The sequence below is a fragment of the Mesorhizobium sp. B2-8-1 genome, from assembly GCF_006440955.1.
In the GTDB taxonomy this organism is placed as follows: domain Bacteria; phylum Pseudomonadota; class Alphaproteobacteria; order Rhizobiales; family Rhizobiaceae; genus Mesorhizobium.
On record NZ_VFTX01000002.1, the window covers coordinates 332,672 to 354,141 of the forward strand.

Here is a 21,470-nt window from a genome sequence, read left to right on the forward strand (position 1 = left end):
TCAGGCTCCCTTCATCACGCTTGCCGCGTCCTGGACGGCGCGCACGATCTTGTCATAGCCGGTGCAGCGGCAGAGATTCCCGGCGAGGCCGAAGCGGATCTCCTCCTCGGTCGGGTCGGGGTTCTTGGCCAAAAGATCCTTCGCCGCGATCAGGAAGCCCGGCGTGCAGACGCCGCATTGCAGCGCGGCGTGCTCGAGGAACTTCTGCTGGAGCGGATGCAACCGCTCGCCATGCGCCATGCCCTCGACGGTCTCCACGCGGCGCCCTTGCGCCTCCGCGCCCAGCACCAGGCACGAGCACACCAGCCGGTCGTCGAGGATGATGCTGCAGGCGCCGCAATCGCCGGTGCCGCAGCCTTCCTTGGCGCCGGTCAGCCCGAGCCGGTCGCGCAGCACGTCGAGCAGCGTCTCGTCGGGCTGGCAGAGATACTCGACGCTGTCGCCGTTGATCGTGGTTGAAACTGCTACACCGGCCATCACTTGCCTCCTGCACGCTTGTAGGCTGACGTGGCGGCCCGCCTGGCCAGCACGCCCGCGACTTTCCGTCTGAACTCGATCGTGCCCCGCTTGTCGTCGATGGGCCGACAGGCCCCGGAGCAGACCTTGGCGAGCCGCTCGAGGGCTGCTTCGTCCAGCGTCCTGCCGATGAGGGCCTCGGCGGCCTCCTGCACCAGAAGCACCGTGGGCGCGGCGGCGCCCAGCGCCACGCGGGCCGCCTTGACGACACCTTGCTCGTCGAGCGTCAGGTTCACGCCGGCGCTGACCACCGCGATATCCATCTCGGTGCGGGGAATGAACCTGAGATACGCGTCGCCCGAGCGCGGCGCTTGGCTGTCGAGCAGAATCGCCTCGATGATCTCGCCCTTGGCGAGCGACGTCTTGCCCGGTCCGGTCGGCACCGCCTCCACCGCAATGGTGCGCCGGCCCGCGGGCCCGACGATCACCGCCCTGGCGCCGGCCGCCACCAGCGCCGGCACGCTGTCGGCCGCCGGCGAGGCGTTGCACAGATTGCCAACGATGGTGCAGCGTCCCTGCACCTGCTTCGAGCCGATCAGCTTGGCCGCCTCGACGACGCCGGGCCAGGCCTTCTTCAGGGCCGCGTTCTCTCCCAGCACCGCGCAGGGCACCGCCGCACCGATGCTGAAGCCGTCGGCCGTTTCCCTGATTTCGCTCAAGGCCGCGATCGCCTTGATGTCGACGATCAGTTCGGGTTCGATGAAGCCGCCCTTCATCCTCACCAGCAGGTCGCTGCCTCCGGCGAGAATGGCCGCCGTTCCGGCCGATCCGGCCAACTGGCCAACGGCATCTTCGATTGAAAGTGGACGTATGTAGCGCATCGTCTCCCCTTGGTCACAGCGATTTCAGCGACCGTTATAAACAGTCTCCTCATAATGGCTATCCGGTTCGTCATTTTCGACGATTGGGCCAGCCGCCGCAAAATCGAGTCCCAAAGCGGGCTGAACTGGCGTAGGCCAGTCGCGCAGGCCGCGGCCGAGGCTCTGAAAAAATTCCAGGAGCCGGTGTCGGACTGGCCGGGCCCCGCTCGTCCTTGGGGCATCGAACAGGCATTATGAAAGGATATGATATGCCCGACACCGTACGTTTGCACCGTGTTCTCACCACCAGCCCGGAAAAAGTCTATCGCGCCTTCGTCGAGGCCGACGCGCTGGCGAAGTGGCTGCCGCCGAACGGCTTCACCTGCACGGTTCATCACTTCGAGGGCAAGGTGGGCGGCACGTTCAAGATGTCGTTCCGCAACTTCACCACCGGCGACAGCCATGCCTTCGGCGGCGAGTATCTCGAACTCGTTCCCGGTGAGCGCCTGCGCTACACCGACAGGTTCGACGACCCCAATCTGCCGGGCGAGATCCAGGTGACCGTCACCCTGAAAAAAGTGTCTGTCGGCACCGAGATCGACATCACCCAGGCCGGCATTCTCGACGTCATCCCGGTCGAGGCCTGCTATCTCGGCTGGCAGGAATCGCTCCGCAACCTGGCAAAACTCGTCGAACCCGAGATCAATCAATAGGTCAAGACGGTGGCGGTCTCAGCCATTTGCCGCTAGCTATCCTTCCGACGCGCCCGGTCGATCAGGCGCGTCGTGAGCGATACAGCGGAGGCCAAAATCATGACTCTCACCAACCGGGACATCGTCGAGCTGACCGAGTGGCGGCGCAAGCTGCACCAGCAGCCGGAAATCTCGAACGAGGAGGAAAAGACGGCGAAAGCCGTCGTCGACTTCCTCGCCGATACCAATCCCGACAAGGTGCTGACCGGATTGGGCGGACATGGTGTCGCGGCCGTCTACGACAGCGGCAAAAACGGACCAACCGTCCTGTTTCGTTCGGAACTCGACGCCTTGCCCATCGAGGAACTGTCCGGCGTGCCGCATGCCTCGCGCGTGCCGGGCAAGTCGCATATGTGCGGCCATGACGGACACACCGCGATCCTGGCGGCGCTCGGACGCCAGCTCGGGCGCGAGCGGCCTGCAAGCGGTCGCGTCGTGCTGATGTTCCAGCCGGCGGAAGAAACCGGCAATGGCGCCGCCGGGGTGGTGGCCGATCCCCGCTTCGGCGAGATCGCGCCCGATTTCGCCTTTTCGCTGCACAATCTGCCCGGCGTGCCGTTCGGCGAGGTGCGGCTCAAGCCCGGCGTGGTCAACTGTGCCTCGCGCGGCATGCGCATCGTGCTGGAGGGCAAGACCGCGCATTCCTCCATGCCCGAGACCGGAATTTCGCCGATGCCGGCGATCAGCGCGTTGATGCCTGCCCTGCCCGCGCTCGGGCGCGGAACTTTCGCCGACGACGATTTCGGCATGGTCACCGTGACCCACGCCGAGATGGGCGCGGCCGTGTTCGGCATCGCGCCCGCCCATGCCGAGGTATGGGCGACGCTGCGCACCAGGCGCGACGAGCGCATGGCGGATCTGTGCGCCGCCGCGGAAGCGCTGGTCACGAAGATCGCGGGCCAGCATCGCCTGTCCGCAAGCTGGGACTACCACGAGATCTTCGTCGCCAGCGTCAACGCGCCGGACGCGGTGGAGCATCTGCAACGCGCCCTCGACGAAGAGGGCGTCGCGCACACGCAAGAAGCCCTGCCGATGCGCGCCTCGGAGGATTTCGGCTTGTTCGGCCACAGCGCGACGTCGGCCATGTTCTTCCTCGGCGCCGGCGAGCGCCACCCTGCCCTGCACAATCCCGACTATGATTTCCCCGACGATTTGATCCCGATCGGGTCGAAGATCTTCATGCGCACGGCGCGCAACTTGCTGGGGTGAAATAGGCCGGATGGCCGATCGGGGCGAGCCGGCACGCCACGCCCGGGCTGTGGCGGAACGGCTTCGCTAAACGTCGAGAACAACCGTCATTCCACGGACCTCGGCCATCTCGAGCAGCAGATCCTGCAGGCTGTCCTCGGTCACCGTCTCGCCGGTTCGCTCCAGCAATTCCTCGATGCTTTCCTTCATCGAAATGGCGGCAACCCCGGTTTTTTCGGCGAGCAGCCGCCCTATGGCAGCGCGGATTAGGGCATTCTGGTCAGGCATGATCCCCCTTTCATGCTGGGGTGGCGGCATGAGTTTTCTTCAATGCATGCTTCTGCCGCAACTTCTGCGAGCTTCAGCTTACGCTTGCAAGTCGTTTTGAGGGACTGATATTCACTATTTGGCGAATAGTTGCCCACGGACTGCACCAGAGGCGCAACTCCTCGTTGCCGGATCCGGACCTCGCCGCTCCAGAAGGCACCTGACGCGCCGTCTCTATTAGAGGTTGCATCGGTCAGCCGCTTTTTGCCAGTCGGGATATGCAACCGCGGCACCGTGCCTGACCCGCGCCAGGACCACCGTCAATCGCGATTGGCCCTTGCCGAAGCCGGCGGCCTCGCTCATCCATGCCTGGAAACGATCGCCAGGGGCCAGAAGATGACCGATGCCAGCCTTCACATCGTCGAAGCGACGATCGAACAGTTGCGGCGCGCGCTCGACGACGGCACGGTGAGCAGCGTCGAACTTGTCGGCGCTTATCTCAGGCGCATCGCGCATTTCGACCGGCACGGCATCAGCCTCAATGCGGTCCCGGTTCTCAATCCTGATATGTTCGAGGACGCCGCGGCTTCGGACCGGCGCCGCAGCCAGGGCAAGACGCTCGGCCCGCTCGATGGCATTCCCTACACCGCCAAGGACAGTTACAAGGTGTCCGGCTTGACTGTTGCCGCCGGCTCGCCGGCCTTCGAGCATCTCATCGCCAACGAGGACGCCTTCACCATCGCCCGGCTGCGCGCCGGCGGCGCGGTGCTGATCGGCCTCACCAACATGCCGCCCATGGCCAATGGCGGCATGCAGCGCGGCGTCTATGGCCGCGCCGAAAGCCCTTACAATGCCGATTACCTGACCGCCGCCTTCGCGTCCGGCTCCTCGAACGGCTCTGGCACCGCTACGGCGGCGAGCTTCTGCGCCTTCGGGCTTGGGGAGGAGACCTGGTCGTCCGGCCGTGCGCCGGCCACCAATAACGCGCTGGTAGCCTACACGCCGTCGCGCGGTGTCATTTCGGTGCGCGGCAACTGGCCCCTGGTGCCGACCATGGATGTCGTCGTGCCGCACACGCGCAGCGTGCCCGACATGCTCGAATTGCTGGATGTGATCGTCGCCGACGATCCCGAGACGCGGGGCGATTTCTGGCGCGCGCAGCCCTGGATCGCGCTGCCGAAGAGTTCCGAAATCCGACCGCCGCGCTATACCGATCTGGCGCTAGCGGGGTCGCTGAAAGGCATGCGGCTTGGCGTACCCAGAATGTATATCGGCCGCGACAGCGGCGCCGACCGGCGGATCGAAACCCGCGCCTCCGTGCTTGATCTCTGGGAGCAAGCGGCGGCGGACCTGAGACGGCTTGGAGCCGAGGTGATGGAGGTCGATTTTCCTGTCGTCTCCAACTACGAGCGCGATCGCCCCGGCGCGCGCACCATGGTCGACCGCGCTCTGGTGCCGCCGGACTTCGCCGATCGCGAGATCTGGGACCTCTGCATCTCAGCCTGGGATGATTTTTTGCGCGCGAACGATGATCTGAACATTCCCGATCTCGTTTCGGTCGACGGCCCGAAAATCTTTCCGCAGCCACCGGGCACGCTGCCCGACCGTTATGAAGGCGGTTTCGACTTGGCACAGTATGTCGAGCGCGCGAAATCAGGCGTCACGCCGTTCCGGGCCATTCCGACGATGGAGGACGGGCTGAAAGGGCTGGAAGCGACGCGGCGGCTCGATTTCGAGGACTGGCTGGACGCGAACAGGCTTGATGCCGTCGTGCTGCCTGCCGTCGCCGATGTCGGGCCCGCCGATGCCGACATCACTGAGGCCTCCGCGGCGCTTGCCTGGCGCAACGGCACCTGGGTCGCCAACGGCAATCTGGTGTGGCGGCATTTCGGCATCCCGACCGTTACCGTGCCGATGGGCACCATGGCCGACATCGGCATGCCGGTCGGCCTGACCTTCGCCGGCAAGGCCTATGACGATGAAAGGCTGTTGCGCATGGCCGGCGACTTCGAACGCTCCACGCAGCGCCGCACCCAGCCGCCGCGCACGCCGGAACTCGCCGACGATGTATTTTCGCGCCGGGCCAATCAAGCCGGCAATGGCAAGGCGCCTGCGCTCGCGATCAAGCTTGCGGCCGAGACGCGCGACAGCGGCGATCAGGACGAGATCGTCATCACGCTCGACCTCCCCGTCGACGCAACCGAGACGGAGCACGCCAGCATCAAGGTGCACGTCAACGGAGATGCCGTCGCGATGCGCCGAGCCGGCGCGTGTCTGACCGGCCGGGCGTTTGTCCCGGCCGCGGAGCATCAACGGATCCACAGCGTCTGGCGCGGCCCCTACGGCTCGATCGTCACGGCGGTGATGCGGCTGCGGGATGGACGCAGCGCGGGCGCCTATGTGGTCACCGGCGGGATTGAATGACGATGAGCCCACGCGGGCCAATTTCGCGCCGGGCTATGTGAACCTGCGAAATTATGAGGAGCCAGCCATGATCAAGGTCAAACAACTCGCCCATGTCTGCATCTTCGCCAATGATCTGGACGAGACACGGCGCTTCTACGAGGATGTCCTGGGCATGGATATCCAGTTCAATTTCCTGCGCGACGGAAAGATTTTCGGTTTCTACCTTAATTGCGGCGGCCGCAGCCATATCGAGGTTTTTCACAAAGAGGGTGCGCGGTTCAGCGAGACGAACCAGATCAACCATTTCTGCCTGGAGGTGGAGGATATCGACGCCGCGATCACGCATATCGCGTCCAGGGGCGTGGAGGTCACCGCGAAAAAACTCGCCTGCGACGACACCTATCAGGCTTGGCTGCGCGACCCCGACGGCGTGAAGATCGAACTGTTCGAATACACCGGCAAGAGCGCGCAATTCACAGGCGGCGATCGCGTCGCCGATTGGTAGGCTGTCGCGGTTTCAGTGGGCAGCTACCCCCGCGCGGCCCAGAGCAAACCACGCTCGACGATGACAGCCATTTCCGGCATCGCGAACTCATCCGCCGTGTGTCCGAGCGAACTGTAGAAGACCTTGCCTGCGCCATATCTTCGCTTCCAGACAACCGGCATGTCGACGCCGCCGATGCCCGGGAAATGCTCGTCGGTGAAGGTGGTCGTCGCCAGCACCTCGTTGCTCGGGTCGACATGCATGTAGTACTGCTCCGACCGGTAGGCGAAGTCGCTAATGCCTCTCGTGATCGGATCGTCCGGTTTGGTGATGACCACGCGATAGTCGATGATGTCGCCGGGATGCGCGACCCATTGGCCACCGGTCATGAACTGATAGTCCGGCTCGTTGCGGAAACTGTCGCCCATCGTGCCGTGGAAACCGCCGAGTCCCGTTCCCTGTCGAACCGCGCGCGTCAGATTCTGCAGCTCGGACTTTTCGATCTTCGACATGGTGATGACGGGCACGATGAGATCGAATGAGTTCAGCTCCGGATCGGCAAACATCCCCGTGCCCTCGCCGAGCGTGACCGTGTATCCATTGCGCTCCAGCATGTCGCGCACCACAGTGGCGCTGCGCTGGGGCGTATGGCCTTCCCACCCACCCCAGGCAATCAAGGCCTTCTTTGCCATGCAGTGAACCTCCTGAACTGTCCGCAGCAGCGATGGTTACACGGCTCGGCTGTCAGCGCCAACCCAGCGCCGGCGCGACATGGGTCAGGATCGCCTCGATGGCATGGGCGTTGTAGTCGACGCCGAGTTGGTTGGGCACGGTGAGCAGCAGCGTGTCGGCCTCGGCGATCGCCTCGTCCTCGGCCAACTCCTTGATCAGCACGTCCGGCTCGGCGGCATAGCTGCGCCCGAAGATCGCCCGCGTGTTTTCCTCGATGAAGCCGATCTGGTCGCGGCCCTCATTGCCGCGCCCGAAATAGGCGCGGTCCCGGTCGTCGACCAGCGCGAAAATGCTGCGGCTGACCGAGACGCGCGGTTCGCGTTCATGGCCGGCCGCCTTCCAGGCCTCGCGATAGATCCGGATCTGCTCGGCCTGCTGGATATGGAAGGGCTTTCCGCTTTCGTCGAATTTGAGGGTCGAGCTCTGCAAATTCATGCCCAGCTTCGCCGCCCACTCCGAAGTGGCGTTGGTGGCGGCACCCCACCAGATGCGCTCGCGCAGGCCTTCAGAATGCGGCTCCAGGCGCAGCAAGCCGGGCGGGTTGGGAAACATCGGCCGCGGATTGGGCTGGGCGAAGCCCTCGCCGCGCAGCGTGTCGAGGAAGACCTCGGCGTGATGCCGCGCCATGTCGGCGTCGCTTTTGCCTTCCTGCGGCGCGTAGCCGAAATAGCGCCAGCCATCGATCACCTGTTCGGGCGAGCCCCGGCTGATGCCGAGCTGCAGGCGCCCGCCTGCGATGATGTCGGCGGCACCCGCGTCCTCCGCCATGTAGAGCGGATTCTCGTAGCGCATGTCGATGACCGCCGTGCCGATCTCGATGCGGCTGGTCTTGGCGCCGACCGCCGCCAGCAGCGGAAATGGCGAGGCGAGCTGTCGGGCAAAATGGTGGACGCGGAAATACGCGCCGTCAGCGCCGAGTTGCTCGGCCGCGACGGCGAGATCAATGGATTGCAACAGCGCGTCCGACGCCGAGCGCACCTGCGACTGCGACGAGGGCGTCCAGTGCCCGAATGACAGGAAACCGATTTTTTTCATGGCCCTGACGTATATACCGGCGACACGTGCTTCAATGCCAAAAGAGCAGGGTTACACACCGTCGCCCCTGCGTGACACCAAGTGCGCCTTACCGAAAGTTTGAATGCCGTGGAGGGTGGGATGCTCAGGGGAATCCGCATCGTCGAGATCGAGGCGTTGGGGCCGGCGCCCTTTGCCGGCATGCTGCTCGCCGATCTCGGCGCCGACGTGATCGTCGTCCACCGCAAGCATGCATCCGTGCCGGGCCTTCCCGAGCGCTCGCTGCTCGATCGCGGCAAGCGCTCTATCGCGCTCGACCTCAGGGATGCCGGGGACGTTGCCGTGCTGATGCGCCTGATCGCCACCGCCGACGGCCTGATCGAGGGCTTCCGGCCGGGCGTGATGGAGCGTCTCGGGCTTGGTCCAGATGTGTGTCTGGCCGCCAACCCTCGCCTGGCCTATGGCCGCATGACCGGCTGGGGGCAGGAAGGCCCGCTCGCCCGCACCGCCGGCCACGACATGAACTATACCGGCGTGTCGGGCGCACTCTGGTATGCTTCCCTGCCGGGCGAGCCGCCAATGGCGCCGCCGACGCTGGTCGGCGACATAGGCGGCGGCGCGCTCTATCTGGTGATCGGCATGCTGGCCGCCATCATGAACGCCCGCGCCTGTGGCGAAGGCACGGTCGTCGACGCGGCGATCGTCGACGGCTCGGCCCACATGATGAATCTTTTGATGTCCCTCGCACAATCCGGCGTGCTTGCCGCCGAGCGTGGCCGGAGTCTTCTGGACGGACCGCATTGGTGCCGCGTGTACCGCACGGCAGATGGCGGCTTTATCAGCGTCCAGTGCGTCGAGCCGAAATTCTATGCGCTGTTCCTCGACAGGCTTGGCCTGGGCGGCGATCCGCAGTTCGCCGCTCAGTTCGACCGCGGCCTCTGGCCTGAGCTCGGCAGCCGGCTGGAAGCGATCTTTGCCGAAAAATCCCGAGACGAGTGGATGAAATTGTTCGAGGGAACGGATGCCTGCGTCGGGCCTGTGCTCAGCCCGCATGAGGCGGCGCTGCATCCGCACATGGCCGCACGCGGCTCCTGGTTGGTCGAGAATGGCGCCCTCCAAGCTGCCTCTGCCCCCCGTTTTTCCAAACGGACGGCAAAGGCACCGGCGAAAAGTCCGGCACACGACGAACATGGTGCGGAGATTCGTGCCGAACTTGCGGATCCAACCGCAAGTCGTTGAAAAGGCAGCTTTCGGCTACCCGCCTTTGGCTGAGGAAATCGCCGGCTGGCCTGCGCCCGGCTCGGACCGAAGACGATATCGTGGCGGCACTTGCGGCAGTCGTGGACGGCATACTTGAAAAGTATCTCGTATACGAGTATACGAGATACTTTCATTGGGAGGAGGCTGCGCTCCATGTCCTTCAACTCGACTCGCGTCCAGACACCAATGGATGCCGTGGTCATCGGCGGCGGCATCGCCGGCTGCACGCTCGCCTATGAACTGGCCCGCCACGGTCTCAAGACGACGATCCTCGAGCAGAGCATGATCGCCGCCGAGTCCTCAGGACGAAACACCGGCACCTTGCTCACCGGCCCGCAGAAAGAGGTCGTCGAACTGCTGGACGCCAGCGTCGCGATCTATGCCGAGCTTGCCGACGGACCCGTTCCCTTCGAATTCGCCGCCATCGCACATCTGCTGATTTCCGAAGACGAGGCGAGTTTCGAGGCGGCTGCCGCCGTGGCCGACCGCTACAGGGAAGCCGGCGTGGCGATGGAAAAGATCACGGGCAAGGAACTGGCGCGCGACCACCCGCGTGTCGGCTTCAACGTGGCAGGCGCCTATTCCGTCGGCCGTGCATGGACGCTGGAACCCATGGGCGGGACACATGCCTTCGCCCACGCCGCCCGTGAGGCCGGCGCGACGATCCGTACTGGCCTGCGCGTCGCCCAGATCTTCTCCAGGGGCGGCAAGGTCCAGGGTATCTTGACCGACCAGGGGATCGTTCCCGCCGATCTCGTCTTCATCGCCAACGGATTGTGGATGTCGGACCTTCTGCGCCGCACCGTCGGCGACGGACCGCTGCCCGGCCTGCCCTTCACCGCCGGCCGCGGCTGGTTGATCCAGTTGGGAAAACTCGACTTCGAGCTGCCCTGGATCGTCGAGGAATTGACCTGGCCGGATCAGGAAGAGCTCGGCCGGCGCATGAGGCTCGACGGCCTAGCCGATGTCGCCGCGCAGCGCGACGACCAGCCGGCGGTGGAAGCCATCTGCCTCAACCCCATGGGCGGCGGCGATGCCAGGCTTGGCGCCTCCGTCCAGCCGGCCTTCCGCGATCTCGTCCGCAACACCGACATGGCGAGCCGGATCGCCAGCCGCACGCTGCGCATGCTGCCGGGCCTCGGCGCGCCGCAGGTCAGGAACGTCTATCCCGGCAACCGCCCGATGCTGTCCGATGGCTTGCCGGTCGCTGGCAGGACGGCCGTCGAGGGCCTGTTCGTGCATGGCGGCATGGGTTCCATCGGCATGCATGCCGCCCCCGCCACCGCGCGCTGGCTGGTTGACGCCGTGTTTTCCGGCAATGGCAGCCCAGCCCAGACATGGCTGCGGCCGGACCGCTTTCCCGGATGGGAAGCGTCATGAGCCTGCTTGCGGAGCGGTCGGCCCGCTATTTTCCGCAATGGTGATCGTTGATCTTGTTCAGCGCATTCGCATCCGGCCCCACCCGGTGGTAGGAACAGGCGCCGGCGGCCGTCGTGACAAGCTGCCGGTCATAGTAGCGCGGGCCGCCGAACAGTATGTCGATAATATCGCCGTCAGCGGGAACATAGCGTTCGGGTTCGCCCTGGTGGTGGCGGTGCCTGGCCCCGGCGGACGCCGAAGAGACGATGCCGCAGCCCATCACAAGGGCGAGAGCGCAGATCGCGAAGCGTTTCGTCGTCATCGACAACACCTTCCTGGCCAACCGGATTTCATCTTATATCCAAAAATCGCCGGATAAAGAAAAGTTCTTGAGAACGGGCGCCGGTTGATTTGCAGCCGGCGTGCATGAGCGGCAGCCTGGGAACCGGCGGCGCAGGCCGGCTCGCCTGACAACCGACAAAGGCCTTAGTCGGTCTGGATCCATACCGACTTGGTCTCCAGATACTCGTGCAGATGTTCGATGCCGCCCTCGCGGCCGTAGCCCGACATTTTCATGCCGCCGAACGGCACGGCGGGGTCGATGGCGTGGTACATGTTGACCCAGACCGAACCCGCCTTGACGCGGCGGGCGAGCTTGTGTGCGGTTCCGAGATGGCTGGTGAAGATGCCGGCGGCCAGCCCATAAGGCGTCGCATTGGCGCGGGCGACGGCTTCGTCAAGCGTATCGAAGGGCATTGCCGAGATAACCGGCCCGAAGATCTCTTCGCGCGCGATGGTCATTTGGTCGGACACTGCGCCGAAGACGGTCGGCGCGATGAAGTTGCCGCCGTCATAGAGATCACCGGTCAGCCGCGATCCGCCGGCAACCAGTTCCGCGCCCTCCTCGCTGCCGGCCTTGATGTAGCCCTCCACCTTGCCGGCCTGCCTGGCATTGATAAGCGGCCCTATTTCGGTTTCGGCCTCGATGCCGTGGCCGATGCGCAGCCTGCCGGCGAAATCGGCGAGCCGGCGCACGAACTCGTCATGGATTTCGCGTGCCACGAACAGTCGCGAACCGGCGATGCAGACCTGGCCCGAATGCACGAAGACGGCCATCGCCGCGATCGGAACGGCCTTGTCGATCTCGGCGTCGCGGCACACGATGAACGGCGACTTGCCGCCGAGCTCCAACGAAACGCGCTTGAGATTGGCCACACCCGCCCGGGCGATGACCTGGCCGGTGAGCGTCGAGCCGGTGAAGACGATCTTGTTGACGTCGGGATGTTCGGCCAGCCGCGCGCCGGCTTCGGCCCCGGTTCCGGTGACGATGTTGACGACCCCGTCGGGAACGCCCGCTTCCTGCATCAGCCGCGCGATCAAGAGCGGCGTCAGCGACGCATCTTCCGAGGGCTTCAGCACGATGGTGCAGCCGGTGGCGAGGGCCGGCGCGATCTTCCAGATCGAGGCGGCGGTCGGCGCGTTCCAGGGAATGATGGCGCCGACCACGCCCACCGGTTCGCGCCTTGTGAAGGTGACGATCTCGCCCGGGATCGAATTGTCGATTGATTCGCCATGCAGCACGGTCGCCATCCCGGCATAGAAGCGCAGCATGCCGATGACGCGGCGCCGGTTGGCAAGCGTGCGCGTGATCGGCAGGCCCATGTCGAGCGTGTCGGAGACGCAGAGCTCCTCCCAGTTCTTCTCGAAGAGATCGGCAATCCTGAGCAGCACGCACTGCCGCTCGTAAGGAGAAAATCCCGACCACGGGCCTTCGAAAGCGGTGCGCGCAGCCGCCACCGCCGCGTCGATGTCGGCGACGCCTCCGCGAGGTACCGTCGCCAACACCTGCCCTGTCGCCGGGTTCAGCGCCTGCATCTCCTGTCCGGACTGCGCCGCGACCCACTTGCCGCCGATGAACATCGGCCGGAATTCGCCATGGTAGAGCGTCGCGGCCTTCGCCCTCGGGTCGAAGTTCAGCGTCATCTTCTCCTCCTCGCAATTCCGCCGCGACTATTACTCCGGCGCCGGCACACCTCAAGCAGGAAGCCGACAAGTCGTCGGAACGATCGGACGGAGACCCCGTTTGCACGCGCCCGGATATCGTCCGCCTCACCCGCTGCAGGCGAAGCGGTAGCCCTCCAGCGCCTGCTGAACCGCGGCCACCAACACCGCCTCCGGATCGAGCGGCTGCCCGGCGAAGCGGTCGAGCGCAGGCAGATGCTGATGGAACAGCGTCACCGGCACGGCCTTGCCCGACAAGGCGGCCGTCAATCGCTGGACAGCTTCCATCGCCTCCTGATGGTTCCAGTAGTAACGTATGCGGTCCGACAGCGAATAGTGCCGCTGCACGCGCTGTTGCGCCGCAGAGCCGTGGTAGTGGCTGTGCCAGTCCTTGGCATCGGCCGTCATCAGCGCTTCCATGGTCTGATAAAGCGGGCGCGCGCCGTAGCCAGGCAACAGGTCGGAGGCGATCAGGTCCAGCCCATAGAGCGCTTGGCGCAGTTCGAAAGTCAGCTGCGGCCCCACCTTGAGGATGGCAAAGCCGTCCTCGACCAGTTCGCGTAGGGCCGCTTGCGTCTGATAGTCGGTGGAATGGGCTTCGTAGACCAGGCCCGCTTCCTGGTCGAGCAATTCGCGCAGATGCAGCGCCTTGGCGCGATCGTAGAAGACCACGTTCTCGTTGCCGAACTCCACGCCCGGCTGCACCACCACGGCGATGACCCGCGAGAAGGCGTCTGCGAGGCCGTTCTCGTGGAAGATCTGCCGATGCACCGCCAGTGTGTGCTGGACCGCGGACAGGCTTGTGGGGCTGATTTCGCCGATGAGATGATCCGCTCCGCCCGGCGGCGGAACCTCGGTGCCGATCACGTAGAGTGGCCGGTCGGTCCCGCTGGCGGCGTCCTCGGCCTTGCGCGCCAGGCGGGCGGCGCGCCTGGCAATCGTAGCGTCATCCAGCGCCGCCGGCTCGCCCGCGCATCCCATGGAGGCATCGAGATGGATCTTGCGGAAACCGGCCCGGACATAGGCGGACACCATGTCCTCGGCCTTCGCCATGGCCGCGCCGGCATCTTCCTTTCGCCATGGATTGGGACCGAGATGATCCCCGCCGAAGATGACCCGCTCGGGCGCAAGGCCTTCGGAGCCGGCAATAGCGGTCACCGCCGCGACGAAGTCGGCGGGCTGCATGCCGGTATAGCCGCCGAACTGGTTGACCTGGTTGCAGGTCGCCTCGATCAGCAGCGGCCGCGAGAACAGCGCGGCGTCGCGCACTGCGGCCCGGATCACGACCGGATGGGACGAGCAGACGGAGGTGATGCCTTCCGCCGCGCCCCGCCGCCGGGAATTTGCAAGTTTCAGCAATGGATCGGTCACGGGCGTCGCCTCGGCGTGTTGGCAATGAACAGATCGAGTTCAGCGCGCGTACCGGCTCCTTCCATCGGGCCTTGCCGCGTGACGTTGCGCGCGCCTGCCGCATTCGCGTAATCGAGCGCGGTCACGGCAGGCATGCCGAGCCTGCGGCAGGCGATGTAGGCGCCGCCAAAACAGTCGCCCGCGCCGGTCGGATCGATCTCCTCGACCAGGAAGCCGGGCGACTCGACGCGGCTGCCGTCGGCGCCGAACAGGGACGCGCCCAACGCGCCGCGCTTGACGACGACCTCGCCGGCGCCGCGGGCAAACAGCGAGGCGAGCGCGTCGGCTTCATTGTCGTTGCCCGAAGCGGTGTGGAGTTCCTCACCCGACGGCAGGATCAGATCCGCAATGTCGAGAAGCCGCGCGAAGCGCTCGCGCGTCTGGCCATGGCCGAGCAGTTCCTTGCGAAGATTGGGATCGAGCGAGATGCTTCCGCCACGTCCCTTGACCACATCGATGGCATGGTCGAGCACCTCCCAAATGACGGGAATGCTGAGTGCGGTGCCCATGACGTGCAAATGGCCCGAACGCGCCAGCAGCGCCCTGGCCTCAGGGGTCAAGCCGACCCGCGCCGCGGCCGATTTGCCGATATTGTAGACGAAGTCGCGCGAACCGTCCTCACGGTAGCGCACGAAGGCGCTGCCCGTCGGATAGTCTGGGCTGACGGCGATGGCCGAGACATCCGCACCGTCCCGGCGCAGGCGCTCGACATTGATCCTGCCGAAATCATCGTCGCCGACGCAGGCGATGATGCCGGCCCGCCCGCCAAGCCTGGCGCATTGGTCGACGAAGATCGCCGGCGCCCCGCTCGGATAGGGTCCGGTCAGCGCGATGGGCTCGAGAAAGCCGTTGCCACGGCTGGTGGCCATGATCTCCACCAGGATCTCGCCCACGGTGACGGTCGGCCCGAGTCCATCGGGCGCCAGTGTCTTCAATGGGGATTTGCTTGGCATGGCGAAGGCCCCGTGTGAAAGGCAAGGGAAATGCGGATTCCAAAAAACGGATAGAGCGGTTCCGCGATTCTATCAAACGTTGGACGGCCCTGGCTCCGGCCTTCCGAACGCCCCGGGCGTCGGCGTCGTCACGATGACGGCGTCGCCGGCCTGAAGCACCGTCTGGTCGCAGGCTTTCAGCACCTCGACCGTGCCGTCCTTGCGGCGCACCTTGGTCGAGCCGGCCTCGCCATCGCCACCGCCGTCCAGCCCTTGCGGCGGCCGGTTGCGATGCGAGGACAGGATGGCGCATTCCATCTTCTCCAGGAAGCGGATGGTGCGCTTCGTGCCGTCGCCGGCATTCCACCTGCCCTTGCCACCGGAGCCTTCGCGGACGTGGAAATCCTCCAGCATCACCGGAAAGCGCAGCTCCAGTATTTCCGGATCGGTAAGACGCGAATTGGTCATATGGGTGTGAACGCCCGACGTGCCGGCAAAGCCGCGGCCGGAATTCATCTGGCCGGCGGGCGAACCCGAACAGATCGTTTCGTAATACTGGTACTTGCTGTTGCCAAAGGTCAGATTGTTCATGGTGCCTTGCGCATTGGCCATGGCGCCCATGGCGCCGAACAGGGCGTTGGTGACGTGCTGCGAGGTCTCGACATTGCCCGCGACGACGGCGGCGGGATAAGCGGGTTTCAGCATCGAGCCATCCGGGATGATGATGTTGATAGGCCTCAGGCAACCGGCATTCATCGGGATCATGTCCTCGACCATGACGCGGAAGGCATAGAGCACCGCGGCCCGGGCGACAGGCTCTGGCGCGTTGAAATTGTTCTTCATCATCGGCGACGTGCCGGTGAAGTCGACCGTCGCCTCACGCTTTTGCCGGTCGACCGATATCTTCACCTTGATCACCTGGCCGGTGTCGGTGGGATATTCATAGGCCGATGTATCCGGCAACCGCTCGATCACGCGCCGCACGCTTTCGGCCGCATTGTCCTGCACATGGCCCATATAGGCCTCGACGACATCGAGCCCGAAATGCGCCACCATCTTGCGCAGCTCCGCCACGCCCTTTTCGTTGGCAGCGAGTTGCGCCTTGAGATCGGCGATATTCTGGTGCGGATTGCGGGCCGGATAGCGGTGATCGGTGAGCAGCGTCTGCAGCTCATTCTCGCGGAACTTTCCGCGATCGACGATACGGAAATTGTCGAACAGCACGCCTTCCTCGTCGACCGTGGTGGCAAGTGGCGTCATCGAGCCCGGCGCGGTACCGCCGATATCTGCGTGGTGGCCGCGCGACGCCACCCAGAAGAGGATCTTGGGCGATTGGCCAATCTCCCCTCTTGTGGGGGAAATCGGCCGCTCTTCCTCGAAAACCGGCGTTACCACCGTGATATCGGGCAGATGCGTGCCGCCATTATAGGGGGCATTGAGGGCAAAGACGTCGCCGGGATGAATGTCGCCGGAATTCAGCCGGATGATGGTCTCGACCGAGCGGTCCATCGAGCCCAGATGCACCGGCATATGCGGCGCGTTGGCGACCAGCGCGCCGTTCCGGTCGAAAACGGCGCAGGAGAAATCCAGCCTTTCCTTGATGTTGACGGAATAGGCGGTGTTTTGCAGCGTCACGCCCATCTGCTCGGCGATCGACATGAACAAATTGTTGAACACTTCCAGCATCACCGGATCGGCCTCGGTGCCAAGTGCCGCCTGCCGGCGTTTCTTGCTGGTACGCCGCATCAACACATGGTTCCTGGCCGTGATCTCGGCCTGCCAGCCCGGCTCGACGACGATAGTCTGGTTGGGCTCGATGATCAGTGCGGGGCCAGCGACCCGATCGGACGGCCGCAACGCCTCGCGCCGACAGACGTCGGCTTCGTGCCATTTTCCTTCCGTATAGATCCGCCGGACCTCCTCGGCTCTGGCTTTTGATGGCTGCCCCGCCTGCGCATAGACTTCGGTATTCTGCTCGCCGCCCGCCTCCGTCCCCTCGACGCTCACAGCTTCGACGATCATCGGCTTGTCCTCATAGACGAAACCGAATTGCGCCTTGTGGGCAGCCTCGAAATCGGCCCTCGCCCGCAACATCGAGCCATGGTCGAAATGCACCGGAAGTGCGGTGTCGGTGCCGTCATAACGGATCTGCAACGCCGGTCTGGCGGTCACCGCGTCCTCGGCGATGCCTTGTGCGGCGAGTTCCGCGACAACGGCGGTTTGCAAGGCCGCGATCAGGCCTTCGATTGCCGGCCTCGATTCTTCCGCGAGCGGTGCAAGCAAGGCCTGCTGGCGTGAGGCAAAGACCGAAGACAGGCCGATGCCGTAGGCCGACAGCAAGCCGGAAAACGGATGGATCAGCACCGCCTCCATGCCGAGTGCGTCGGCGACCAGGCAGGCGTGCTGGCCGCCTGCGCCGCCAAAACAGTTCAGAAGATATTCGGTGACGTCGTAGCCGCGCTGCACCGAGATCTTCTTGATGGCGTTGGCCATGTTTTCCACCGCGATTGTGACGAACCCTTCGGCCACCGCTTCGGCCGAGCGGCCGTCGCCGATTTTAGCGGCGAGCGCGGTGAATTTCTGGCGCACGATCTCCGCGTCGAGCGGCTCGTTCTGGCCGGGGCCGAAGATGGCCGGGAAAAAATCCGGCTGCAGCTTGCCGAGCATGACGTTGGCGTCGGTGACGGCGAGCGGGCCGCCGCGCCTGTAGGCGGCGGGGCCTGGATTGGCGCCGGCGGAGTCCGGGCCGGTGCGAAAGCGGCCTGCTTCGTAGTGCAGGACCGAGCCGCCGCCGGCCGCGACGGTGTGGATGCGCATCATCGGCGCGCGCACGCGCACGCCTGCGACCTCGGTATCGAAGGCGCGCTCATATTCGCCGTCATAATGGGCGACATCGGTGGAGGTGCCGCCCATGTCGAAACCGATCACCTTTTCGAAGCCGGCGAGCCTGGCCGTCTCGACCATGCCGACGACCCCGCCGGCCGGGCCAGACAGCAGCGCATCCTTGCCCTGGAACAGGTCCGCGGCGGTGAGCCCGCCAGAGGACATCATGAACATCAGGCGGGGATTTTCCCTTCCCCTCGAGGGGAGAGTGGCGGCGAAGCTGCCGGGTCGGGTCGGGTCGACGGGGTTCGACGTCTTGGTGGTGCCTTCTGCGGCGATCCCCTCTGCCGGCTTCGCCGACATCTCCCCCTCGAGGGGGGAGAGAACGCCGAGTTCCTGGCCTACCCTTTGCACATATCTCGACAGGATCGGAGACAGATAGGCGTCGACCACGGTGGTGTCCCCGCGGCCGACCAGCTTGATCAGCGGCGACACCTCGTGGCTGACCGAAACCTGGCCGAAACCGAGCTTGCGGCAGACCTTTGCGACGGCCTTTTCGTGATCGGGATATTTCCAGGCGTGCATGAAGACAATGGCGACCGCATCAATGCCGTCCGCCTTTGCCTGTTCGATTGCCGGGCGACAGGCAGCGATGTCGAGCAGCCGTTCGACGCAGCCGTCGGCAAGCACGCGTTCGTTGACCTCGATGACGCGCTCGTAGAGCTGTTCGGGGAGGACGATCTCCTTGGCGAAGATGTCAGGCCGCGCCTGATAGGCGATCCTCAACGAATCGCGAAATCCCTTGGTGATGAGCAAAAGCACGCGGTCGCCCTTGCGCTCCAGCAGCGCGTTGGTGGCGACCGTGGTGCCCATCTTTAGGTCGCCTATCAGCCCGGCGGGGATAGGCTCGCCGGGGCGCAGCCCGAGAAGGTCGCGAATGCCCTGGATGGCTGCGTCGGCATAGGCCTCGGGATTTTCGGACAGAAGCTTGCGCGGATGCAGGCCGCCCTCGGGATCACGGCCGATAACATCGGTGAACGTGCCGCCGCGGTCGATCCAGAAATCCCATTTTTGTTGCATTCCGACACCCTCTTTATCGCGAGTATGGCAGCAAAGTCATACTCTTTGATACCCGAGTTCGCGCCGGAACAAGTCGTCGCGCCATCGCCTCTTCGATGACGGTGGCTTTGGATGTCTGAGGCCCTGGCAAGGCACGCGCCTCCGCAGCGCGCCGGCCGGAGCCGTGAGCGCGGCCGGCTGGCTCGCCGGCCGCTATCTGGATCCAGGATGGAAAAATGCGGGATAGGCCCGAACTTGCCTGAAGGCGGGGGGCTTCCGTCAATCGACCAATGCGGCAACCACCGAGACGCAGTCGCCGGCCTTGACCAGGCCGGGGAAGTGCCGCGCCGCCAACATGCCCGACATTTTTGCCCGGATCTCTTGAGGGGCGATGCCGGTTCGGCCGGTGGAATGGATGCGTGCCAGCACCGCGCCCTTCTCGACGGGCTCGCCGAGATCGACCATCGTCTCGACCATGCCGTCTTCCTCCGCGAAGGCAAAGCAATCGCCGGACGGCATGTCGAGCCATTGGGTTGGCGTCTTTTCGACCTCACCGGCAACGATGCCGGCATGCCTCAGCACGTTGAGCATGCCGCGCCGGGCGATCCGCACCGTCTCGGCTCTCGACGTGCCTCCACCGCCGAGCTCGGTCGTGACGAACACCTTGCCCATGTCCTCGGCGGCGGTATCGTACATGCCGACGGCATCGATCTCGATCATGCGCATCGAGAACGGCGCCGCGAAGGCTTCGACCGCCGCGAAGGCCCTTTGTTCCAGGGCCTTGTCCGGCAGCGCATGGGCGGCGCAGAACGGCACGAAGTCCAGCGTCTTGCCGCCGGAATGGAAGTCGAACACGATATCCGCGCGGGGAAGCAGCTCCCGCTGGAAATAATCGGCGATCTTTTCCGTCACCGTACCGTCTGGCCGGCCTGGAAAGCTGCGGTTCATGTTGCCCTTGTCGATCGGCGAGGTGCGCGTGCCGGCGCGGAAGGCCGGATAGTTCATCGCCGGCACGATGATGACCGTGCCGCTGACTTGGGCGGGATCGAGCGTGCGCGCCAGATCATAGAGCGCCAGCGGCCCTTCATATTCGTCGCCATGATTGCCGCCGGTCAGAAGGGCCGTCGGCCCCTTGCCGTTGCGCAGGACGCAGATCGGGATCATCACCGAGCCCCACGCCGAATCGTCGCGGCTGTAGGGCAGGCGCAGGAAACCGTGCTGTGCGCCGTCGCGATCGAAATCGACCGAGGGCGAGACCGGCGACGGACGAAGGTCGGACATCGGTTTCAATTCTTCACCACCAGCTTGCGCGGCACATTGGCCAGGCACTCGACGCCCGTCTCAGTGATCAGGATGGATTCGGTGATTTCCAGCCCCATCGTCTCCAGCCACAGGCCGGTCATAAAATGGAAGGTCATGCCGGGCTTCAGCTCGGTGCGGTCTCCGGGGCGCAGGCTCATCGTGCGTTCGCCCCAGTCCGGCGGATAGGAAAGGCCGATCGGATAGCCGGTGCGGTTGTCCTTGACGATGCCATATTTCTTCAACACCGCGAAGAAGGCGTTGGCGATGTCTTCGCACGTGTTGCCGGGCTTGGCTGCCGCGAGCCCCGCGTCCATGCCTTCGAGCGTCGCCTTCTCCGCATCGAGGAATTCCTGTGTCGGCTTGCCGAGGAACACTGTTCGCGACAACGGGCAGTGGTACCTGTTGTAGCACCCGGCGATTTCGAAAAACGTGCCCTCGCCCGACTTCATCGGCTTGTCATCCCAGGTCAGGTGCGGCGCCGAGGCGTCGGCGCCCGACGGCAGCAGCGGCACGATCGCTGGATAGTCGCCGCCGATGCCGTCGACGCCACGCGTGCCGGCATCATAGATCTCGGCGACGAGATCGCATTTGCGCATGCCGACCTCTATCTTGTCGACGATGCGCTGGTGCATCGCCTCGACGATGCGGGCGGCCTTGCGCATAAAGTCGATCTCGGTCGGGCTCTTCACCGCGCGCTGCCAGTTGACCAGCGCGGTGGCGTCGACGAAACGGGCATTGGGCAGGTGCTTCTGCAAAGAGGCGAAGGCGGCGGCCGAGAACCAGTAATTGTCCATCTCGACGCCGACGGTCAGCTTGCCCCAGCCGCGATCGGCAAGCACGCTCGACAGGAAATCCATCGGATGGCGCTCGGTCGACTGCACATAGTGATCGGCATAGCCGACGATGTTGTCATGCGCGAGATAGGCGGTGCGCTTGGCGCCGTTGGCGTCCTGACCGCGGCCATACCAGACCGGCTCGCCCGACGGCGGCACGATGACGGCCTGATGCACGTAGAAGGACCAGCCGTCATAGCCGGTGAGCCAGGCCATGTTGGAGGGGTCGCTGACAATAAGCAGATCGACGCCTTTCGCCGCCATGGCTTTCCGCGTTTTGGCGAGGCGATCCGCATACTCGCTTCGCGAGAATTTCAAATTCGGTTGCATTT

General features: G+C 64.9%; 18 protein-coding genes. 6 read left to right on the forward strand and 12 right to left on the reverse strand.

The genetic code is table 11. The annotated features are described in order from the left end of the window. A complete protein-coding gene (locus tag FJ428_RS05930; protein ID WP_140521372.1) occupies window positions 1-477 on the reverse strand; it encodes a (2Fe-2S)-binding protein in 477 nt (158 codons plus the stop codon). Beyond that, window positions 477-1,337: a xanthine dehydrogenase family protein subunit M gene (locus FJ428_RS05935; protein ID WP_140582646.1), complete on the reverse strand. Its 861-nt coding sequence runs from the start codon at window positions 1,335-1,337 to the stop codon at window positions 477-479. Before FJ428_RS05935 ends, FJ428_RS05930 begins: the two co-directional genes overlap by 1 nt. Before the next feature lie 248 nt (window positions 1,338-1,585). On the opposite strand from FJ428_RS05935, the gene FJ428_RS05940 reads away from it, so the two are divergent. Continuing rightward, entirely contained in the window at window positions 1,586-2,029 is a 444-nt protein-coding gene (locus FJ428_RS05940; RefSeq protein ID WP_140879067.1) for an SRPBCC family protein, read from the forward strand. Window positions 2,030-2,128: 99 nt separating this feature from the next. Further along, window positions 2,129-3,277, forward strand: coding sequence for an amidohydrolase (locus FJ428_RS05945; protein WP_140879068.1), 1,149 nt, complete (start codon window positions 2,129-2,131; stop codon window positions 3,275-3,277). Window positions 3,278-3,343: 66 nt separating this feature from the next. On the opposite strand, the gene FJ428_RS05950 is transcribed toward FJ428_RS05945, so the two are convergent. Beyond that, on the reverse strand, window positions 3,344-3,544 hold the full coding sequence (locus tag FJ428_RS05950; protein ID WP_140622808.1) for a hypothetical protein: 201 nt from the start codon (window positions 3,542-3,544) through the stop codon (window positions 3,344-3,346). A 375-nt stretch (window positions 3,545-3,919) separates the two neighbouring features. Between FJ428_RS05950 and FJ428_RS05955 the strand changes: the two genes are divergently transcribed. Next, window positions 3,920-5,947, forward strand: coding sequence for an amidase (locus FJ428_RS05955; RefSeq protein ID WP_140879069.1), 2,028 nt, complete (start codon window positions 3,920-3,922; stop codon window positions 5,945-5,947). A 67-nt stretch (window positions 5,948-6,014) separates the two neighbouring features. Further along, window positions 6,015-6,434 carry a VOC family protein gene (locus FJ428_RS05960; RefSeq protein WP_140879070.1) on the forward strand — a complete coding sequence of 140 codons (420 nt, stop codon included), beginning with the start codon at window positions 6,015-6,017 and terminating at the stop codon, window positions 6,432-6,434. 23 nt (window positions 6,435-6,457) lie between these two features. Here FJ428_RS05960 and FJ428_RS05965 read toward each other — a convergent pair whose 3' ends face one another. Beyond that, on the reverse strand, window positions 6,458-7,105 hold the full coding sequence (locus FJ428_RS05965; RefSeq protein ID WP_140499244.1) for a ThuA domain-containing protein: 648 nt from the start codon (window positions 7,103-7,105) through the stop codon (window positions 6,458-6,460). Between the two features lie 52 nt (window positions 7,106-7,157). Continuing rightward, entirely contained in the window at window positions 7,158-8,180 is a 1,023-nt protein-coding gene (locus tag FJ428_RS05970; protein WP_140879071.1) for an LLM class flavin-dependent oxidoreductase, read from the reverse strand. 120 nt (window positions 8,181-8,300) lie between these two features. Here FJ428_RS05970 and FJ428_RS05975 point away from each other — a divergent pair, with 120 nt between their 5' ends. Together FJ428_RS05975 and FJ428_RS05980 are read left to right on the forward strand one after the other, a co-directional pair. Then, window positions 8,301-9,398, forward strand: coding sequence for a CaiB/BaiF CoA-transferase family protein (locus FJ428_RS05975; RefSeq protein WP_140879072.1), 1,098 nt, complete (start codon window positions 8,301-8,303; stop codon window positions 9,396-9,398). A 174-nt stretch (window positions 9,399-9,572) separates the two neighbouring features. Further along, entirely contained in the window at window positions 9,573-10,799 is a 1,227-nt protein-coding gene (locus tag FJ428_RS05980; protein WP_140879073.1) for an FAD-dependent oxidoreductase, read from the forward strand. Window positions 10,800-10,824: 25 nt separating this feature from the next. Here the strand turns inward: FJ428_RS05980 and FJ428_RS05985 are convergent, their stop codons facing one another. From FJ428_RS05985 to doeA, 7 genes are all read right to left on the reverse strand, one after another. Continuing rightward, entirely contained in the window at window positions 10,825-11,100 is a 276-nt protein-coding gene (locus tag FJ428_RS05985; protein ID WP_140517323.1) for a hypothetical protein, read from the reverse strand. A 164-nt stretch (window positions 11,101-11,264) separates the two neighbouring features. Beyond that, window positions 11,265-12,761, reverse strand: coding sequence for an aldehyde dehydrogenase family protein (locus tag FJ428_RS05990; protein ID WP_140879074.1), 1,497 nt, complete (start codon window positions 12,759-12,761; stop codon window positions 11,265-11,267). 126 nt (window positions 12,762-12,887) lie between these two features. Beyond that, window positions 12,888-14,150 (reverse strand): D-tagatose-bisphosphate aldolase, class II, non-catalytic subunit, encoded by a 1,263-nt coding sequence (locus FJ428_RS05995; protein ID WP_140879075.1) that lies wholly within the window; start codon window positions 14,148-14,150, stop codon window positions 12,888-12,890. Continuing rightward, window positions 14,147-15,142, reverse strand: a complete 996-nt coding sequence (locus FJ428_RS06000) for a sugar kinase (protein WP_140686140.1) — start codon at window positions 15,140-15,142, stop codon at window positions 14,147-14,149. The genes FJ428_RS05995 and FJ428_RS06000 overlap by 4 nt, the downstream gene beginning before the upstream one ends. A gap of 72 nt (window positions 15,143-15,214) precedes the next feature. Then, entirely contained in the window at window positions 15,215-19,024 is a 3,810-nt protein-coding gene (locus FJ428_RS06005) for a hydantoinase B/oxoprolinase family protein (RefSeq protein ID WP_140879076.1), read from the reverse strand. Between the two features lie 258 nt (window positions 19,025-19,282). After that, entirely contained in the window at window positions 19,283-20,284 is a 1,002-nt protein-coding gene (gene doeB / locus FJ428_RS06010) for a N(2)-acetyl-L-2,4-diaminobutanoate deacetylase DoeB (protein WP_140879077.1), read from the reverse strand. Window positions 20,285-20,289: 5 nt separating this feature from the next. After that, complete coding sequence (gene doeA / locus FJ428_RS06015) at window positions 20,290-21,468, reverse strand: ectoine hydrolase DoeA (RefSeq protein ID WP_140671112.1); 1,179 nt, start codon at window positions 21,466-21,468, stop codon at window positions 20,290-20,292. Window positions 21,469-21,470: the final 2 nt, after the last annotated feature.

Excerpts from the sequence above, each read along its gene's own strand:
- FJ428_RS05930 (WP_140521372.1), bottom strand. The coding sequence starts at position 477 with ATGGCCGGTGTAGCAGTTTCAACCACGATCAACGGCGACAGCGTCGAG.
- FJ428_RS05935 (WP_140582646.1), bottom strand. The coding sequence starts at position 1,337 with ATGCGCTACATACGTCCACTTTCAATCGAAGATGCCGTTGGCCAGTTG.
- FJ428_RS05940 (WP_140879067.1), top strand. The coding sequence starts at position 1,586 with ATGCCCGACACCGTACGTTTGCACCGTGTTCTCACCACCAGCCCGGAA.
- FJ428_RS05945 (WP_140879068.1), top strand. The coding sequence starts at position 2,129 with ATGACTCTCACCAACCGGGACATCGTCGAGCTGACCGAGTGGCGGCGC.
- FJ428_RS05950 (WP_140622808.1), bottom strand. The coding sequence starts at position 3,544 with ATGCCTGACCAGAATGCCCTAATCCGCGCTGCCATAGGGCGGCTGCTC.
- FJ428_RS05955 (WP_140879069.1), top strand. The coding sequence starts at position 3,920 with ATGACCGATGCCAGCCTTCACATCGTCGAAGCGACGATCGAACAGTTG.
- FJ428_RS05960 (WP_140879070.1), top strand. The coding sequence starts at position 6,015 with ATGATCAAGGTCAAACAACTCGCCCATGTCTGCATCTTCGCCAATGAT.
- FJ428_RS05965 (WP_140499244.1), bottom strand. The coding sequence starts at position 7,105 with ATGGCAAAGAAGGCCTTGATTGCCTGGGGTGGGTGGGAAGGCCATACG.
- FJ428_RS05970 (WP_140879071.1), bottom strand. The coding sequence starts at position 8,180 with ATGAAAAAAATCGGTTTCCTGTCATTCGGGCACTGGACGCCCTCGTCG.
- FJ428_RS05975 (WP_140879072.1), top strand. The coding sequence starts at position 8,301 with ATGCTCAGGGGAATCCGCATCGTCGAGATCGAGGCGTTGGGGCCGGCG.
- FJ428_RS05980 (WP_140879073.1), top strand. The coding sequence starts at position 9,573 with ATGTCCTTCAACTCGACTCGCGTCCAGACACCAATGGATGCCGTGGTC.
- FJ428_RS05985 (WP_140517323.1), bottom strand. The coding sequence starts at position 11,100 with ATGACGACGAAACGCTTCGCGATCTGCGCTCTCGCCCTTGTGATGGGC.
- FJ428_RS05990 (WP_140879074.1), bottom strand. The coding sequence starts at position 12,761 with ATGACGCTGAACTTCGACCCGAGGGCGAAGGCCGCGACGCTCTACCAT.
- FJ428_RS06000 (WP_140686140.1), bottom strand. The coding sequence starts at position 15,142 with ATGCCAAGCAAATCCCCATTGAAGACACTGGCGCCCGATGGACTCGGG.
- FJ428_RS06005 (WP_140879076.1), bottom strand. The coding sequence starts at position 19,024 with ATGCAACAAAAATGGGATTTCTGGATCGACCGCGGCGGCACGTTCACC.
- doeB (WP_140879077.1), bottom strand. The coding sequence starts at position 20,284 with ATGTCCGACCTTCGTCCGTCGCCGGTCTCGCCCTCGGTCGATTTCGAT.
- doeA (WP_140671112.1), bottom strand. The coding sequence starts at position 21,468 with ATGCAACCGAATTTGAAATTCTCGCGAAGCGAGTATGCGGATCGCCTC.